16 protein-coding genes are annotated in these 17075 nt (G+C 69.3%); 6 read left to right on the top strand and 10 right to left on the bottom strand.

The genetic code is table 11. From position 1 onward, the window contains the following. Positions 1-28 precede the first annotated feature (28 nt). Entirely contained in the window at positions 29-805 is a 777-nt protein-coding gene (locus tag ACIHFD_RS27240; RefSeq protein WP_397369235.1) for a class F sortase, read from the bottom strand. Beyond that, complete coding sequence (locus ACIHFD_RS27235) at positions 805-2205, bottom strand: hypothetical protein (protein ID WP_397369234.1); 1401 nt, start codon at positions 2203-2205, stop codon at positions 805-807. The genes ACIHFD_RS27240 and ACIHFD_RS27235 overlap by 1 nt, the downstream gene beginning before the upstream one ends. A gap of 181 nt (positions 2206-2386) precedes the next feature. On the opposite strand from ACIHFD_RS27235, the gene ACIHFD_RS27230 reads away from it, so the two are divergent. Together ACIHFD_RS27230 and ACIHFD_RS27225 are read left to right on the top strand one after the other, a co-directional pair. Next, positions 2387-3532, top strand: a complete 1146-nt coding sequence (locus ACIHFD_RS27230) for an acyl-CoA dehydrogenase family protein (protein ID WP_350733374.1) — start codon at positions 2387-2389, stop codon at positions 3530-3532. A 69-nt stretch (positions 3533-3601) separates the two neighbouring features. Continuing rightward, positions 3602-3763, top strand: coding sequence for a hypothetical protein (locus ACIHFD_RS27225; protein ID WP_350733373.1), 162 nt, complete (start codon positions 3602-3604; stop codon positions 3761-3763). On the opposite strand, the gene ACIHFD_RS27220 is transcribed toward ACIHFD_RS27225, so the two are convergent. Continuing rightward, positions 3760-4188, bottom strand: coding sequence for a MarR family winged helix-turn-helix transcriptional regulator (locus ACIHFD_RS27220; protein WP_397369233.1), 429 nt, complete (start codon positions 4186-4188; stop codon positions 3760-3762). The genes ACIHFD_RS27225 and ACIHFD_RS27220 overlap by 4 nt on opposite strands. Positions 4189-4208: 20 nt before the next feature. Between ACIHFD_RS27220 and ACIHFD_RS27215 the strand changes: the two genes are divergently transcribed. Then, on the top strand, positions 4209-4559 hold the full coding sequence (locus ACIHFD_RS27215; RefSeq protein ID WP_397369232.1) for a MarR family transcriptional regulator: 351 nt from the start codon (positions 4209-4211) through the stop codon (positions 4557-4559). Here ACIHFD_RS27215 and ACIHFD_RS27210 read toward each other — a convergent pair. From ACIHFD_RS27210 to ACIHFD_RS27190, 5 genes are all read right to left on the bottom strand, one after another. Further along, positions 4553-6007: a hypothetical protein gene (locus tag ACIHFD_RS27210; protein WP_397369231.1), complete on the bottom strand. Its 1455-nt coding sequence runs from the start codon at positions 6005-6007 to the stop codon at positions 4553-4555. The two genes, ACIHFD_RS27215 and ACIHFD_RS27210, sit on opposite strands and share 7 nt — an antisense overlap. After that, positions 5991-7406 carry a hypothetical protein gene (locus ACIHFD_RS27205; protein ID WP_397369230.1) on the bottom strand — a complete coding sequence of 472 codons (1416 nt, stop codon included), beginning with the start codon at positions 7404-7406 and terminating at the stop codon, positions 5991-5993. Before ACIHFD_RS27205 ends, ACIHFD_RS27210 begins: the two co-directional genes overlap by 17 nt. Before the next feature lie 540 nt (positions 7407-7946). Continuing rightward, positions 7947-8726, bottom strand: coding sequence for an alpha/beta fold hydrolase (locus ACIHFD_RS27200; RefSeq protein WP_397369229.1), 780 nt, complete (start codon positions 8724-8726; stop codon positions 7947-7949). Positions 8727-8742: 16 nt separating this feature from the next. Next, positions 8743-10965: a SpoIIE family protein phosphatase gene (locus ACIHFD_RS27195; protein WP_364264877.1), complete on the bottom strand. Its 2223-nt coding sequence runs from the start codon at positions 10963-10965 to the stop codon at positions 8743-8745. Positions 10966-11088: 123 nt separating this feature from the next. After that, positions 11089-11793: a metal-dependent transcriptional regulator gene (locus ACIHFD_RS27190; RefSeq protein WP_185070520.1), complete on the bottom strand. Its 705-nt coding sequence runs from the start codon at positions 11791-11793 to the stop codon at positions 11089-11091. Between the two features lie 102 nt (positions 11794-11895). On the opposite strand from ACIHFD_RS27190, the gene ACIHFD_RS27185 reads away from it, so the two are divergent. Then, positions 11896-12513: a UdgX family uracil-DNA binding protein gene (locus ACIHFD_RS27185; protein WP_397369228.1), complete on the top strand. Its 618-nt coding sequence runs from the start codon at positions 11896-11898 to the stop codon at positions 12511-12513. 10 nt (positions 12514-12523) lie between these two features. Here the strand turns inward: ACIHFD_RS27185 and ACIHFD_RS27180 are convergent, their stop codons facing one another. Then, positions 12524-13759 (bottom strand): MFS transporter, encoded by a 1236-nt coding sequence (locus ACIHFD_RS27180; protein WP_397369227.1) that lies wholly within the window; start codon positions 13757-13759, stop codon positions 12524-12526. Positions 13760-13769: 10 nt separating this feature from the next. Next, on the bottom strand, positions 13770-14423 hold the full coding sequence (gene pdxH / locus ACIHFD_RS27175; protein ID WP_363962151.1) for a pyridoxamine 5'-phosphate oxidase: 654 nt from the start codon (positions 14421-14423) through the stop codon (positions 13770-13772). A gap of 256 nt (positions 14424-14679) precedes the next feature. Here pdxH and ACIHFD_RS27170 point away from each other — a divergent pair, with 256 nt between their 5' ends. Then, the gene (locus tag ACIHFD_RS27170) at positions 14680-15786 is read left to right on the top strand and encodes a citrate synthase 2 (RefSeq protein ID WP_350733356.1); all 1107 of its coding nucleotides are present in this window, start codon (positions 14680-14682) and stop codon (positions 15784-15786) included. A 138-nt stretch (positions 15787-15924) separates the two neighbouring features. Beyond that, positions 15925-17034: a phosphoserine transaminase gene (serC, locus tag ACIHFD_RS27165; RefSeq protein ID WP_350733354.1), complete on the top strand. Its 1110-nt coding sequence runs from the start codon at positions 15925-15927 to the stop codon at positions 17032-17034. The last annotated feature ends 41 nt before the right edge of the window (positions 17035-17075 follow it).

The raw sequence follows: 17075 nt of genomic DNA, 5'->3' as shown, positions 1-17075 counted from the left end.
TGTCAAGTTCCCGTAAACCGCCAAAACCCTAGCCCTTCTTCTTGGACAACGTCGCGTATACGACGATGTTGTCCGTGTAACTGTGCGCGGTCTTGTTGAAGACCCCACCGCACGTGACGAGCCGCAACTGAGCGTTGGTCGTGTTCCCGTACACCCGCGACGTCGGGAACGACGACTTGCTCGCCTGCTCGATCCCGCTCACCGTGAACCGCGTGACCTTGCCGTCCGACCGGTACACGTAGATCTGGTCGCCCTTGGCCAGCTCCCGGAGGCGGTCGAAGACGGCGGGGCCCTTGCGGGTGCTCACGTGGCCGTTGATGACCGAGGGGCCGAGCTCGCCGGGCACCGGGGAGCCCTTGTACCAGCCCGTCTGGTTGGGCTTGGTCAGGGGCGGGGTGCCGAGCTTGCCCTTGCTGTCCACGGTGACGGCCCCGATGGGCGCGTTCACCTTGATCTTGGGGATCTTGATGCGGGTCGGCCTGGACCGGGTGGACTTGGCCTTGGTCGAGGGGATCGGGGACACGACCGGGACCGCCGGGAGCGGGGGCGGCGCGTCCAGGCGGGCCGGGGTCAGGGGGACGCCCTTGCCGCCGGGGCCCACGGTGGGCGGGAGCACGAACGCGCCCGCGTTCGCCACCTCCACCTGCGTCGGCGTGTCCTGCGCCGCCGCCAGCGAGCCCGAGGCGTCGTCGGGGGTGGTGGGCCACAGCGAGAGCATGCTCACCATGACCAGGCCGACGCCGCCCAGCGAGCCGGCGATCAGCAATCCGGGCAGTGCCCGCTGCATCGGTGTCTGCTCGGTCATCAGAGCGCTCCTCCCGCGTGCGCGGCCCTGCGCCGGCGCAGCAGCAATCCGCCGCCCGCGCCGCCGATCACCAGCGCGGCCATCAGCCCGTACGGTCTGTCCTCGCGATCCGGCGCCTCACCGCTGTCCACGCCGCCCTTGGGGGTGTTGGCGACCTGCGCCCGGTAGTACTTGGTCGCGGTCGGCCCGGTGGCCTTGGGCGTGGCCGTGGCCGAACTGGTGCCGGTGGCGCTGGGGATCACGATCACGCGCCCGAGGCCGATGTCGGTGGTCCGGTTGTTCGGGGTGGTGTGGGTCCCGGTGGGCGTCGGGTTGGTCGGGTTGGTCGTCGGGCTGTTCGTGGAGGTGTTCGTGGGGCTGACGGGCGGCGACTGCGTGCCGGTGGGGCCCGACTTGTCCCGTACGGTCACCACGACCGACACCGGCGAGCTGACCAGATTGCACTTCGCGCCGTGGTAGCCGGTGGGGGTCTTGGACGTGTTGGTGGTCACGCGGAAGGCGTCCACCCAGGCCGGCTTGTTCGCGGCGTTCTCAATCTTGATCTTGTGCTGGCCGTACGTCAGCGGCGCGGACGTCCAGAGCGTCTGGCCGCCGTCCATGTCGTCGTTGACCGGCACGTCGTCGTCGGAGCGGGAGGGGTCGACCGTAGCCCGCTTCTCGCCGTCGATGTAGATGTCGACCGGGCCCGCGTCCTTGTCGGTCGGCCCGATGTACTCCACGCCGGTCCCGATGAAGGTCAGCTCGGCGGAGGCACCGATCTGGTCGCTCTGGTGCAGGTCGTTGTGCACGTGGTTCTCGGAGCCGGGACGGTCGTCCAGGGAGATCCAGCCGCTGCTGTAGACGATCCCCATGTCGGAGGGGTTGTCGGCGTCGTCGCCGTCGTTGACCACCACGCTGCCGTCCGGCGGGGTGAAGTCCAGCTCGATGTCCTTGGGTGTGACCGTGATGGTGCCCGGCTTGTCGGTCAGGCCGGGGTCGTTCATGGTCTCTGGGAGGGACAGGAAGCTGTCGGGGCGCAGCGCCTTCTCGGGGTTGGCGCTGCCCCTGGGCTGCAGGATGCCCTGCCAGCTGCTGGTGAGCTGCACGTTTCCGGTGCCGTGCACCTGGCCGCCGGCGGGGAAGTAGCCGGGCGACTGCAGCCGGCTGCTGTTGGCGTAGTGGAGCTTCCAGGTGAAGTTGAGCGGGTCTCCGACGACCAGGTCCGTGGCGAAGGTGAGGTTGGTCTTCAGGCGGACGGGACCGTTCCTGACGATGCTGTTGGCACCGGACGCCACGCAGTCGTACTCGACGACAAGGTCGGCCGGCGCGGCGGCGGCCGGTGTGCCCGGCAACACCACGATTCCTAAAGCCGCCACCGATCCGACCGATGCGGCGATCAACGCCTTGCGCCACCGACTCACGGGAGACTCCGATCAAGCCACAAAACAGACCGAGGGTAGATCTTAGAGTCGAAAACACCCGTAACACATGCCGAATGGGGCAACGTCCAGCACTTGTGATGAAGCCGTGTCCACAGGTATCCGCCGTACCGGGAAAGCGGGTATACCTGCCAGTAACAGAACTCTGTTCGGGAGGACCATAATGCGGCGAGACCTCTTCGACGAGGAGCACCTGCTCTTCCGCGAGACCGTGCGCGAGTTCATGGCCCGTGAGGTCGTGCCGCACCACGCCCAGTGGGAGAAGGACGGCATCGTCCCGCGCGAGGTCTGGAAGAAGGCCGGGGAGCTCGGGATGTTCGGGTTCTCGGTGCCCGAGGAGTACGGCGGGGCCGGGGTCACGGACTTCCGCTACAACGCCGTGATCGTCGAGGAGATCCTCCGGAACGGCGCCTCCGGGCTCGGGTTCTCGTTGCACAACGACGTCATGGCGCCGTACCTCGTGGATCTGACGAACGACGAGCAGAAGCAGCGGTGGCTGCCCGGCTTCGCGAGCGGCGAGCTGATCAGCGCGATCGCGATGAGCGAGCCGGGCGCCGGCAGCGACCTGCAGGGAATCAGGACCACGGCCCTCCGCGAGGGGGACCACTACCTGGTCAACGGGCAGAAGACGTTCATCACGAACGGGATCAACGCCGACCTGGTCGTCGTCGTGGCGAAGACCGATCCCGACGCGGGCGCCAGGGGGACCACGCTGATCGTGGTCGAGCGCGGCATGGAGGGGTTCGAGCGGGGGCGCAATCTCGAGAAGATCGGGATGAAGGCCCAGGACACGGCCGAGCTGTTCTTCGAGAACGTACGCGTGCCCGTCGCCAACCGCCTGGGCCCGCGCGACGGCGAGGGCTTCTTCCAGCTCATGAACAACCTCCCGCAGGAGCGCCTGTCGATCGCCGTGGCGGCGGTGGCCGCGGCGGAGGCCGTGCTGGAGGAGACCATCGAGTACTGCAAGACCCGGCAGGCCTTCGGGCGGAGCATCGGCTCGTTCCAGAACACCCGGTTCGTGCTGGCGGAGCTGGCCACCGAGACCGAGATCGCCCGCCACTACGTGGACAAGTGCATCCTGGCGCTCAATGCCGGGCAGCTCGACGCGGTGGACGCGGCCAAGGCCAAGTGGTGGACCACCGAGTTGCAGAACAAGGTCATCGACCGCTGCCTCCAGCTCCACGGCGGGTACGGCTACATGATGGAGTACCCGGTCGCCAAGGCGTGGATCGACAGCCGGGTGCAGACGATCTACGGCGGCACCACCGAGATCATGAAGGAGATCATCGGCCGGTCCTTCGGGTTCTGACCGCTTGGGAGGGCAGTCCTTCGGGTTCTGGCCGCACGGGAAGGCGGTCCGCACCGCATACTGGACACCATGGACGGCGGCCTGATCCTCCTGGCTTTCCTGGCGTTGCTGTTCGCCTGGGGCCTCAACCGTGTGCGCCGGGCGATCCGCCTGGGGCCGGTGGCCTATGGCGGCGTGATGATCGTGTTCGTCATCGTCATGCTCCTCTTGTGGGGCCAGACCAAGGTCTAACCGGACAGCCCCTCGACGAAGCGGGTGAGCAGCCGGGCGAACTCCGCCCGGTCCTCCTCCGGCCACTCCTCCATGGCCGCCGCGAACGCCGCCTGCCTGGCCCGGTGGGCCTGCTCCAGCGCCGCCTGCCCGGCCTCGGTCAGCACCAGCCACGCCTTGCGCCCGTCGGCCTGATCGGCCTCCCGCCTGACGAGGCCCGCCGCCACGGCCGCCGCCACCAGCCGGCTGGCCCTCGGCTGATCGACGCTGAGCGCCTGCGCGACCGTGGACACGGTGACGGACCCGTCGGCTCCCTCGATCACGTCGAGCACCTCGTACTCCGGCCCCACAACGCCCTGCTGCCGCGCCAGCACCCGCCGGCTCTGCCGCCGCCTGATCGCGACCATCGCCCGCTCGACCGCGGAAATATACTTGTCTTCATACATATTGTTGCTATCCTACATCTATGGACAAACCTATCGGCCACTGGCTGAAGCATCTCGACAACCTGCTGGAAGACGCCATGGAGCAGGCGCTCCAGACCACCACCCGCCGGGAGTGGCAGGTGCTCAACCGGGCGGCCCACGAAAGCACGTACACCATGCCGTTCACCGGCGTGGACGAGGCCGTGGAGCGGCTCACCGCCAGGGGTTGGCTGGCGGACGGCGAGCTCACCGACGCGGGCAGGGCCGCGCACGAGGAGATCTCCGAGAAGGTCGGCCGATTCCGGCAGAAGGTGCTCGAAGGGGTGAGCCCGCAGGAGTACGTGGCCACCGTCGACGTGCTCCGCCGCATGTCCGCCAACCTCGATCACTGACGCGAGGCCCCCGCCGGCTCAGGGGTCGACCACGCGGCGAAGACGGTGGCGCCGTAGGGGGTGAGCCGCAGGACGGGGATCTCCCTCCTGAGCGGATTGCCGTCGCGGTCGATCGTGATGTCGCCGCCGGCGCCCTGAACGTCGATGGTGCCGCTGCGCAGCATGGCCGCCACCTCCTGCGGCCCGAGCTTCGCCAGATCGTCCTTCGCGTACCTGTCGATGGCCTTGATCGCGACGTACACGGCGTCGTGGTTCATGATCGCGTGGCCGTCGTCGAGCGATTCCGTGGGGAACAGCCGCACATATCCCTTCTCGTCGCCGTTCCCGAACCTCGCCTTGATCGCGGGCAGGACGCGGCTGCCGTGGTCGGTGACGTTCGCGGAATGGGCCAGGGCGGTGTAGTACAGCCGGATCTTGCCGCCGTTGTCCTCCCAGATGGGGCTCTGGACGAGATGGGCCTGCTCGCTGGTGTCGTCCCCGGCGAAGACGCTGATGTCGCGCTGCACGCAGGGGCGCGACAGGCTGAGACCGCGTAACAGCGCGGGCAGGCCTCGGGCGCGACCGGCGTAGAAGACGGCGTTGGCGTCGGAACCGCAGATCGTGTCCGCGATGTTCCCGATGACCGTGCTGGAGGCGTTGACCGTCGAGTCGAACGTCAGCGCCCGGCCGCGCCTCTTGGCGTCGACGACGCGGGCGAGGGTCTTGTCGTAGGCCTCGCCCAGCGTCCGGCTGTAGCTGTCGCCGGATTTGGTGTCCATGACGACGACCGGCTTGAGCGCGGGAACGGCCTGCCCGGCGAAGCGCACGAGAGCCGCCGCCTCGTCGCTGTTCAGCGGCGCCATCCGTACCAGTGCCTCGTGACGCTGCAGTTCGTCCGAGGTGATCACGGCCGCCACCATCGCGATCTTGTCCTTGCTGAGCCGGTCGATCACGCGCTTGGTGGCTTCGACGCTGTTCCCGAGCCCGGTGACGGCGAGGATACGTTCGCTCTGGACGCGGCCCTCCAGGTCCGTGACCGTGTCCTCCCAGGCGTCCGAGCTGATGTTGCCGACGAGCAGCCTGATGTACGGCGCCGCGGACTGCTCTCTGTTCCGCCACAGTTGCGCCAGATGTGACCCCTGGAGGGCATGCCGGATGGTGTCGAGGCCCATCCCCGTCTCGGTCACATCGCCCGACATCGGGAGCAGCACCAGGATGGTGACGTACTCACCCGGATGCTTCGAGATCACGTCGTCGTTCTCCGCGTGGATGCGCTCCATGATGCCGGCCAGGCTCGGGTCGAAGGCGTCGCTCGCGTCGGTGAGCCTGGACGGCGCGCGGAAGGCGAAGGCGAGGCCCGTCGCGACGAGCACGGCGACGAGGGCGACGCGCACGGTCCACTGCCGGCGGCGACGTTTGACGTAGGCGGGAGCGGGCCCGATCTGGAGGCTGTCAGGGATGTCGCTCATACCTCTCGGCCTCTCGGTTGAGGATCGACCCGCCGGTCGTGGTGAGGCCCGCCAGCTGCCTGAACTCGTGCGCGATCTCCGTCGCGCGCCGGCCGGGGGGATCGAGGACGGGATCGAGCCAGAACCACCGGGCCACCACCAGCTTCCTGATCATGGACGTCCGGTCCCGGCGTTCCGTGTCGGCCGAGCTCACCGCCAGTGAGTCGTACAACGCCGCCAAGGGCCGGTCCAGGGGCAGGCGGTTGGGGGCGGCGGTCACCTGCTCGTAGAGCTGAACCCACTCCGGCAGGCGGCTGCCGCGGCGGCCGATCACGTCGAGCTGCCCGAACCTCTCGCTCAGGAACGCCACGACGGTCTCCAGCCAGGGATCGTCCCCGTCCGTCACCCGGGCCAGCGTGTGATAGGCGGCCGAGGCGTCGTCGGCCACCTCCTGCCTGCGGTAGAACCTCTCCATCGTCTCGTGGACCTGGTCCCAGCGCTCCGGCTCCGCGGCGAGGTGGTGCAGCAGCAGCCTTCTGAGCCAGGGATGGAGGACGGTGATCTCCTCACCGCCGGAGGAGGAGCGCTCCCAGCCGCCTCCTCGGCTCTCCGCGGCGCTCCGCGTGGTGAGCCACAGCCGCTCGGCCAGCTCGCGGCGGAGGTGCGAGGCGGTGCTCGCCCCGTCGAGCAGCGCGTTCTCGGCGTCGTCCACATTCCTGGCCGCCGACCAGGCCATCAGCAGGTCACGCCGGGGCAGGTGGTCGGGCATCAGACGGCGCAGGGCGTCCTTCTCGTGCAGGATGGCGCGGAACTCGTCGTCGTCCTCGGCCTTCCCGAGCAGATCGCCCAGTTCGCGGGCGGCGTACGGGTAACCCCCGGTCAGCTCGTGGACCGCGCGCTCGTGAACCGCCGCGGTCCCGCCGGCCGGCAGGCCGGGCATGAGCACGGGATACCACCAGCGCTGTTCCCCGTCGCCGCGCCGCTCCACCCAGTCCTCGTACGTGGCCGCGGCGAGCTGCGGCGGCCGGCGGGCTCCCGGCGTTCCCGGGCACGCCCAGCCCGTCATCCCCTTCGGCCACGTCCTCGACGCGGCCACGACCACCAGGGGGTCCGCGCTCGCGCCGGCTTTGGAGCGCCTGTCCCTGGCGGCGACCAGCGCCTGCAGGAAGGCACAGCCCGCCGGGCTGTCGGCGTCGTCCAGCAACAGGAGGCAGTTGCGCGCGTGGCGCGGCTTCGCCCACGCCTGGGCGAGGTCCTCGAGGAACGCCTCGACGAGGATCCCCCGCGCGCCCTCCGCCCGCTCCCCGCCGATCTTCTGCTCCTGTACGAGATTCAGGACGTCGCCGCCGAGCCGTTCCGAGAGCCACGCCTTGGCCACGCGGTGAACCCGATCGGCGGCGTCCAGATGGCGCCCCAGCATCTCCGCGACATAAACCAGAAATTTCAGCCAAATGCCAATGTTCGGCAATAAGGAGGCGATATCTCGCCACTGCGCCGCGTCATCGGGAGCAATGAGCGCCTTGCGCTGAAGACGCCGCTGCAGCTGCTGTTCGAGTTGCTTGCGCGATAATTCCGGATCCAGGCCGAGCACCACCAGCGTGAAGACCGTACGGGGCAGGTGCACCTTGTCGAGCGCCGCCAGATCATAGGTGATCCGCTGGATCACGTCGGCGACCGTGCTGCCGAGCTCCGCGCGGAGCGGCAGGTTGATCACCGGAGAGGGCGGTCTCCGCACACCGCGCGAGATCTGCGCGAGAGTCGCGGTCTTCCCGGTGCCCGCCAATCCGAGCAGAAGAATGACGGGCAGCTCGTGCTTCCCAGGAGGATGGGTTCGCTGGAGGCACTCTCGCAACAGTGGGTACCAGGAGTCGTCCGCCATGAATTCCGCCATATGGCAATACCGGATGAGCGCTCGATTACTGGGAAACCTATCCCATCCCTTTGGCGGGGGCAGAGAAACTTACGAAATGGCGCTGGATTCCAGAATGACGCGGGCGACAAGGTCGGGGTCGTCGCTCATGGGCACGTGACCGCACCCTTTCAACAGCTTGACCCGCTGCCCCGACCAGCGGGCCGCGCGCACGGCCTGGCGGCGCAGCAGGAGCCGGTCGTGCTCACCCCACGCGATCGTGATGGGCGACTTCGGCGGAGCGGGCGGCATCAGGCCGGCGAACGACTCAAGCGTCTCGTCGAAGCCGCTCGCCCAGGCCAGCGCCTGCGTGGCCGCGACCTGCGCGGTGGCGGAGAGCCTGGCGGGGTGGGCGACCAGGATCCCGGTCGAGACGGCCCGCAGCAGCGGGTTCTCGGCCACCTTGGCGGTATGCCTTGCGGGGATCGACCGGGCCGAAGCGCGCAGGGCGCGCAGCACGGACTGGCAGTAGAGCAGCTCGGACCGGGACCAGAAGCCGGCCGGCGACAGCGCGGTGGCCGTGCGTACGACGCCGCGCGAGGCCAGCTCCAGCGCGATGTAGCCGCCGAGCGAGTTGCCCGCCACGTGCGGCTCGCGCACGCCGAGCACCGCGCAGAACGACTCGACCGCGTCGGCCAGCGACTCCGCGGTGTAGGTGACGCCCTCGGGCAGGCCCGGGGATCTGCCGAAGCCGGGCAGGTCGAGCGCGATCACCGTACGCGCGGCCGCCAGGCGGTCCAGCACCGGCAACCACGCCTGCCAGTGATGGCCGATCCCGTGGATGAGGATCAGCGGCGCGCCGGTGCCCCGTCGTTCGAAGGCCAGCTCCATACGGTCAGCTAATCACTCATCTCCCGCGAGTGGGAATCTCGAACCAGACGGCTTTGCCTTCCCTGGTAGGACGTGATCCCCAGCGCCTGGCCAGCTGGTCGACGAGGTAGAGGCCGCGCCCACCCTCGTCGTTCTCCCCCGCGCTGCGGATGCGCGGCAGGCGCAGGTCCTGGTCGAAGACCTCGACCCAGACCGACTCCTCGCCCCTGCGCAGCCTCAGCGTGAACTCCTTGTCGCCGACCACCTCGTCCTCGAAGCCCGGCACGTCCCAGGACTCGTCGAACGGCAGCGGCGGCCCCTCCACGACCAGCTCCCTGCGGGGCACGGTGGCGGTGGCGGCGTGCAGCACGACGTTGGTCACGACCTCGGAGACGAGCAGGCAGGCCAGCTCGGCCCGTTCCTCGGGCACGTTCCAGCTCGAGAACGCCTCCGACGCCATGCGGCGCGCCTCGCCCACCATGATCGGCTGGGCGGGGAACGTGCGCTCCTCGACGTCGAGGTCGACGTCGCTGGAGCGGACGACCAGGATCGCCATGTCGTCGTCGATCTCGCCGGGCACGGCCACCGTGGCGGTGTCGGCGATGCGCTCGACCTCGGCGCCGGACATCTTGGCGAGCTTCTCGCAGAGCACGCCGAGCGTCTCTTGCTCGCTCGGCACCTGCCCGTCGCGGCCCGGGCGGCGGTCGACCAGGCCGTCGGTGTAGAGCAGCAGCGCCGCGCCCGGCGGCAGCGTGCGCGTCTCCTCCTTGTAGACCAGGTCGGCGTGCAGGCCCTTGGCGTGGACGCCGAGCGGCTGGCCGACCTCCTCGATGTCGAGCTCCACGCACTGGCCGTCGACCAGCAGCAGCGGCGGCGCGTGGCCCGCGTTGGCGAAGGACAGCTGGCGCGACCAGGCGTCGTAGACCAGATACTGGCAGGTCACGATGGGCGGGATGCTGACCTCGGCGCCGTTGTCGTCGTGCTCGGGCGTGGCGATGATGCGGGTCCACTCGTCGAGCCTGGCCAGGATGTCGGCCGGCGACTTGTCGTCCTGAGCGAAGGCGCGCAGCGCGGCCCTGAGCTGGCCCATGATGGCCGCCGCCTTGGCGCCCCGGCCCTCGACGTCGCCGATCACGATGCCGACCCGGCCCGCCGACAGCGGGATCACGTCGTACCAGTCGCCGCCGACCTGGGTCTGGATGCCCTGGCCGTGGGAGGCGAGCGGGGCCGCCGGGTAGTAGCGCACCGCGATCTGCAGGCCGTCGAGCTGTGGCAGCGCCCGGGGCAGCAGGTATTTCTGGAACGACTCCGCCGTGTGGCGCTCCTCCTCGAACAGCAGGGCGTTGTCGATGGCGAGCGCGACCCGGGTGGCGATGGCGCCGACGAAGTCGCGGTCGAAGGCGTCGTAGTGGGGGCTGCGCCGGTCGGTGAGGTTGGACAGGCCCAGATACATCAGCCCGAGCGTCTCGCCGCGCACCAGCAGGGGGGCGACGATGGCGGAGGTCATGCCGATCTCGCCGCACAGGCGGGCGCTGCCCTCGCTGGTGGCCGGGTAGCTGCTGGTGGCGAAGCTCTCGACCAGGATCGTCTCCTGGCGGCGCAGCGCCGTGTCGGCGTAGTGGCCTGAGGGGTAGCGGATCTCCGCGCCCAGCGGCTTCCAGGTGCCCGACGGCGGCGTCCATCCCTGGACGTGCTGGGAGACCCGGCGTACGAGCCGGTCGCCCTCCATCAGCTCGATGAAGCAGTGGTCGGCGAACTGGGGCACCAGCATCTCGGCGACCCGCTTGAGCGTCTCCTCGACGTAGAGCGAGCCGGCCAGCCGTTCGCCGATGCGCTCCAGCAGGCCGAAGCGGTCCTTCTCGCGCTCGTTGCTGCGCAGCGCCTCGCGGGCCATGATGACGATGCCCGTCACCGAGCCCGAGGCGTGGCGCAGCGGCACGGCCTGGGCGCGTACGTAGATGATGGTCCCGTCGCCGCGCCTGACGTCGAACGTGCCCTCCCACACGCCGCCCTTGAGCACGTGCTTGGCCAGCTCGACCGCCAGCGGGTGGTCCTTCTCCATGATCCCGAGGGACAGGACGGACGCGTCACGTGAAGGCGACTTGCCCTGACGGCCGAAGAGCTTCTCGGCGAAGGGGTTCCAATAGAGGAGATTGCTGAAACGGTCGGTGACGATCACCGCCATCTCAGCGTGATCGAGCACAGATCCGGCACCCAGGTGATCAGCCGTTTCCTGTGACAGATCCCCCCATCGATTCATCCGGAGACCACTCCTTGGGGTGGCATGCACGCAAAGTGGACCACGGGCGCTCCTGCAACAGTCTTGGCCAGGGGAGAGTGGAGGGCCTCCCAGGAGGGATTCAACCAAGCCGCTACGCGCGCGTCAGCGCTTGGAGACAAAAACGTGCGCGGCGACATCGCGCGGAAGCTCCGCGGGAGTGTCGTTCGCGTCACCGTCACCTGTCACCCGCACACCGTCGTCGCTCGCCGCGAGCGTCACCTCGCGTCCGGGTTGTATCCCAACTTGCTTGAGTTTAAGCATCACAGCAGGATCGCTTTGCACTTGTTCGCTAATTCGACGCACGACGACCGGCGTGTCCCTCGGCCCCGCCAGGTCTGACATCGATGTCAGCACCCCGGCGCCGCCCTCGGGGGGCTCCTTGGCGCCCAGCTCCGCGAGCCCTGGGATGGGGTTTCCGTGCGGGCAGACGGTGGGGTTGTCGAGCAGGGTCACCAGGCGGGCCTCGACCGACTCCGACATGACGTGCTCCCAGCGGCACGCCTCGATGTGCACCTCTTCCCAGGGAAGGCCGATCACCTGGGTGAGCAGGCACTCGGCCAGCCGGTGCTTGCGCATGACCCGCGTGGCCAGCGTGCGGCCCAGATCGGTCATGGACAGGTGGCGGTCGCCCTCGACGCGGACGAGGCCGTCCCGCTCCATGCGGGCGACGGTCTGGCTCACGGTGGGGCCGCTCTGCTGAAGACGCTCCGCGATGCGGGCGCGAAGAGGGACGATGCCCTCCTCCTCGAGCTCGTAAATCGTGCGGAGGTACATCTCGGTCGTGTCGATCAGGCCGTGTGCGGTCAAGGCAGTCCTCCCAATCAAATATTACGCCGGTCGTGGCGGGGACTGGGCCCGTCCGCAGCGGGCACAGAAGTCACACGAACCCTATTGGGAGAACGACCGACGATGGTTAAGGACGGAAACAAAGGAGCGGCCGAGTTCCTTCCCGAGCAGCTCGATCTCGACTCGCTGCGGCGCGCGGCCGCGTGCTGCCAGGGCTGCGGGCTCTACCTGAACGCCACCCAGACCGTTTTCGGCGAGGGTCCGCAGCGGGCCCGGTTCATGCTCGTGGGCGAGGAGCCAGGAGATCAGGAGGACCGGCAGGGACACCCGTTCGTGGGCCCGGCCGGGCGCATTCTGGACAAGGGACTGGAAGAGGCCGGAATCGAGCGGGAGGACGTTTACGTTACGAACGCCGTCAAGCATTTCTCCTTCACCCTTCGCGGAAAGCGGCGGATCCACCAGAGGCCGACGGCCGGCGAGATCGACGCCTGCCATCCGTGGCTCGACGCGGAGCTGGCCCTCGTCCGGCCGGAGGTGATCGTGGTGCTCGGGGCGACGGCGGCCAGGGCGCTGCTCGGGCGGGAGTTCCGCGTGACGCACCACCGGGGCGAGCCGGTGCCGCTCGGCGACGCGCTGGCCGTGGCCACCGTGCACCCGTCTGCCGTGCTGCGCGCGCCCGACAGGGACCAGGCGTACGCGGGCTTCCTGGCCGACCTGAAGGTGGCCGCCCAGGTCGTCTGACCTCTGACCTTTATCGAGCCCGGTAATTGCGGAAGGCGGGCACGGACAGGCCGACGAGCAGCACCGTGACGGCACAGGCGACGCCGCCGCCCACCCAGGCCCCGCTGACCCCCAGCTCCGTCGCCGTCGCACCGGCCCGCAGGTCACCCAAACGCGGCCCGCCCGCCACGACCACCATGAACGCCCCCTGCAGCCGCCCCCGCATCTCGTCGGGCGCGTACAGCTGCAGGATGGACTGCCGCCAGACCGACGAGATCACGTCCGCCACCCCGCCCACGGCCATGAACGCCACCACCAGCCAGAGCTCGCTCGCCAGCCCGGCGGCGGCCACGGCCAGGCCCCAGACGGCGATCACGACGACGAGCGCGACCCCCTGCCGCGAGACCCGCCCCACCCAGCCGGAGAACAGCGCCCCGGCCACCGAGCCGATGGCCATGGCGGAGCTCATCCAGCCGAGCGCGTACATCGAGCCGCCGAACCTGTCGGCGGTCAGCTCGGGGAAGAGCGCGCGCGGCAGGGCGAACACCATCGCGATGATGTCCACCCAGAACGACATCAGCAGCACCGGGCTCCTGACGATGAAGCTGAGCCCCTCCAGCACCGCCCCGGCACCCGGACGTCGCACTTCGCCCAATGGGGGCAGTGAGGGCAGTCTGAGGGCCGCGTAGAGGCTCGCGGTGAAGAGCAGGGCGTCCATCGCGTACGCCGCCGCGAACCCGCCGGAGGCCAGCACGACCGCGCCGATCATCGGACCCGCGACCGCGCCGATGCTGAAGACGAGCGAGTTGAGCGCGTTCGCGGCGGGCACCAGCTCCTTCTCCAGGATCCTGGGGATGATCGCGCCCCTGGTCGGGCTGGTGATCGCGAAACCGGTGGCGTTCAGGGCGACCGCGCCGAAGATCAGGTAGACGTTCCTCATGTCGAGCAGCGCCTGCCCGAGGATGAGGAGCGTCGCCGTCCACGCGATGAGCGAGCCGACGATGAGCAGCTTGCGCCGGTCCACGGCGTCGGCGACCGCCCCTCCCCACAGGCCGAAGACGACCAGCGGGATCAGGTTGGCCATCCCCAGCAGCCCCACGTAGAACGAGGAGTGGGTGAGCTCCCAGACCTGCTGGCCGACGGCCACGACGGTCGCCCCGACGCCGACGTGCGAGACGGCCTGGCCGAGCCAGAGCCGCCGGTACTCGGGCGCGCCGAGTGGCCGGGTGTCTACCAGATGACGCTTGACCAGCTCCGCGATCGCCACTCCATGAACACTAAGGTGCCAGTCTTTCCAGGACCCAACCGGGTCGTGTCCGCCGATAACGGAGCCTGTCGTGCATCCGGTCGAGTTGTCCCTGCCAGAACTCCATCTCTATCGGATAGACCCGGAAACCTCCCCAGAAGTCGGGCACCGGCGGACTCTCCGGCCAGCGTTCGGCCAGCTCCGTGTAGCGCTCGTCCAGCTCCTCCCTGGACCGCACGACGGCCGACTGCCGCGACGCCCAGGCGCCGATGCGCGAGCCGTACGGGCGCGAGTTGTAGTACTCGGCCGACTCCTCGTGGGAGATCCGCGTCACAGTGCCCTCGATGCGTACCTGGCGGCGGATCGGATGCCAGGGGAACAGCAGTGACGCTCGGGGGTTCTCGCCCAGGTCGCGGCCCTTGCGCGACTCGTAGTTGGTGTAGAAGACGAAACCGCGTTCGTCGTAGCCCTTCAGCAGGACCGTCCTGGCGCTCGGGCGGCCGCCGGACGAGGCGGTGGCCAGGACCATGGCGTTGGGTTCAGGCAGGCCGGACTCGAGCGCGTCCTGGAGCCAGAAGGTGAATTGCTCCATGGGGTCGGACGCGAGGTCGGATTCGAGCAGCGGCCGGCCCTCGTACGTTCGGCGAAGCCCCGCCAGCACGGGCGGGCGCGGGGTGGCATCCACGAGACGGTATTCTTGCGCGCTTGCGTGGTAGATCCCATGCAACCCCCCTCACCAGCGGGTTTGGCCTTACGGCGGGTCCCGAGACCGAGCACGACCTGGGAAGGGGTTAAATTGACCCGCCGGTATCTCGACATCAACAGAGCGGAGAAGCTCGGGGGCGAGAACGAGGGCAACGATGCCAACGACCCCCCGAAGCGGCCCCGACTATTGGCACAGCATTGCCCAAACATGGCAAGGGAAAGGGAGGCGGCCGAGTATGTCCGACTTCAAACCCGGGCTCGAAGGCGTCGTAGCTTTCGAGACCGAGATCGCGGAACCGGACAAAGAAGGGGGCGCCCTTCGATACCGGGGCGTCGACATTGAGGAGCTGGTCGGCCGCGTCCCGTTCGGGGCCGTTTGGGGCCTGCTGGTCGACAACAAGTTCCAGCCGGGCCTGCCCCCGGCGGAGCCGTACCCCATCCCTGTCCACTCCGGTGACATCCGCGTAGACGTGCAGAGCGCCCTGGCCATGCTGGCTCCGGCCTACGGCTTCAAGCCCCTGCTCGACATCACCGACGAGGAGGCCCGCGACCAGCTCGCCCGCGCCTCCGTCATGGCTCTCTCCTTCGTCGCGCAGTCCGCGCGCGGCCTCGGCCTGCCGATGGTGCCGCAGAGCCGGGTCGACGAGGCCGAGACCATCGTCGAACGTTTCATGATCCGCTGGCGCGGTGAGCCTGATCCCAAGCATGTCAAGGCCATCGACGCTTACTGGACCTCCGCCGCCGAGCACGGCATGAACGCCTCCACGTTCACCGCCCGCGTCATCGCCTCCACCGGGGCCGACGTGGCGGCAGCGCTCTCCGGCGCCGTCGGCGCCATGTCGGGTCCGCTGCACGGCGGCGCCCCGGCCCGCGTCCTGCACATGATCGAGGGCGTCGAGCAGCTCGGCGACGCCAAGAAGTACGTCCAGAGCGAGCTCGACAAGGGCAACCGGCTCATGGGCTTCGGGCACCGCGTCTACCGCGCCGAGGACCCGCGCGCCCGCGTGCTCCGCCGCACCGCCAAGGAGCTCGACGCCCCCCGCTACGAGGTCGCCGCGGCGCTGGAGCAGGCCGCGCTGGACGAGCTGCACGCCCGCAAGCCCGACCGGGTGCTGGCCACCAATGTCGAGTACTGGGCGGCCGTGGTGCTGGACTTCGCCGAGGTGCCCTCCCACATGTTCACCTCGATGTTCACCTGCGCGCGCACGGCCGGCTGGGCCGCGCACGTTCTGGAGCAGAAGCTCACGGGCCGCCTCGTGCGCCCGAGCGCCAACTACGTCGGCCCCGCCTCGCGTCCCCTGAGCGACGTCCCCGGCGCCGCCGAGGTCACCGGCAAGAACTGACAGGATCGGCCCCGGCGCGTCCGCCTCACCACGAGTTCGGCGGCGACCGGGGCCTTTTCGTCAGTTTTGGGTGTGGGCTTCTTCTCAGATTCCCGCCCCGGTCCCTTGTCAGCCCCGCGGGATCAGTACCCTGGTCAGGTGGCTGACATCGTGATTCCCGCTGACATCAAGCCCGCCGACGGCCGCTTCGGCTGCGGGCCCTCGAAGGTACGCACCGAGCAACTGGCCGCGCTCGCCGCCTCCGGCGCGAGCCTCATGGGCACCTCCCACCGCCAGAAGCCGGTCAAGAACCTGGTCGGCCGCGTACGCTCCGGGCTCGCCGACCTGTTCTCGCTGCCCGAGGGCTACCAGGTCGTGCTGGGCAACGGCGGCACCACGGCGTTCTGGGACATCGCCGCCTTCGGGCTGATCCGCGACAGGTCGCAGCACCTGTCGTTCGGCGAGTTCTCCTCGAAGTTCGCGACGGTGGCCAAGAAGGCCCCGTGGCTGGGCGAGCCGAGCGTCATCAAGTCCGAGGTCGGCACCTACCCGACGGCCGTGGCCGAGGAGGGTGTGGACGTCTACGCGCTCACCCACAACGAGACCTCGACCGGCGTCGCCATGCCCATCAAGCGCGTGGGCTCCGACGACTCGCTGGTGCTCGTGGACGCCACCTCCGGCGCCGGCGGCCTGCCCGTCGACATCGCCGAGACCGACGTCTACTACTTCGCCCCGCAGAAGAGCTTCGCCTCCGACGGCGGCCTGTGGATCGCGATCATGTCGCCGCGGGCGCTGGCCAGGGTCGAGGAGATCGCCGCGACCGGCCGTTACGTGCCGGAGTTCTTCAGCCTGCCGGTCGCGATCGACAACTCCTCGAAGGACCAGACCTACAACACGCCGGCCGTGGCCACGCTGTTCCTGCTGGCCGACCAGCTCGACTGGATGAACTCCAACGGCGGCCTGGCCTGGACCACCGCCCGCACGGGCGAGTCCAGCCAGCGCCTCTACACCTGGGCGGAGAAGTCGGCGTACGCCACGCCGTTCGCCGCTCCGGAGTTCCGATCCCAGGTCGTCGGCACGATCGACTTCGCCGACTCCGTCGACGCCGCCGCCGTGGCCAAGGTGCTGCGCGCCAACGGCATCGTCGACACCGAGCCGTACCGCAAGCTGGGCCGCAACCAGCTGCGCGTCGCGATGTTCCCGGCGATCGACCCGGCCGACATCGAGGCGCTGACGGTCTGCGTCGACTACGTGGTCGAGCGCCTCTGACGGCGTGACAGCTCTTCCATGAGGGCGAGCGCGTCCTCCTC

The organism is Nonomuraea sp. NPDC051941 (assembly GCF_044593615.1).
Note: the sequence above shows the minus strand (reverse complement) of the source record. Positions and strands in the feature narration are given on the sequence as shown.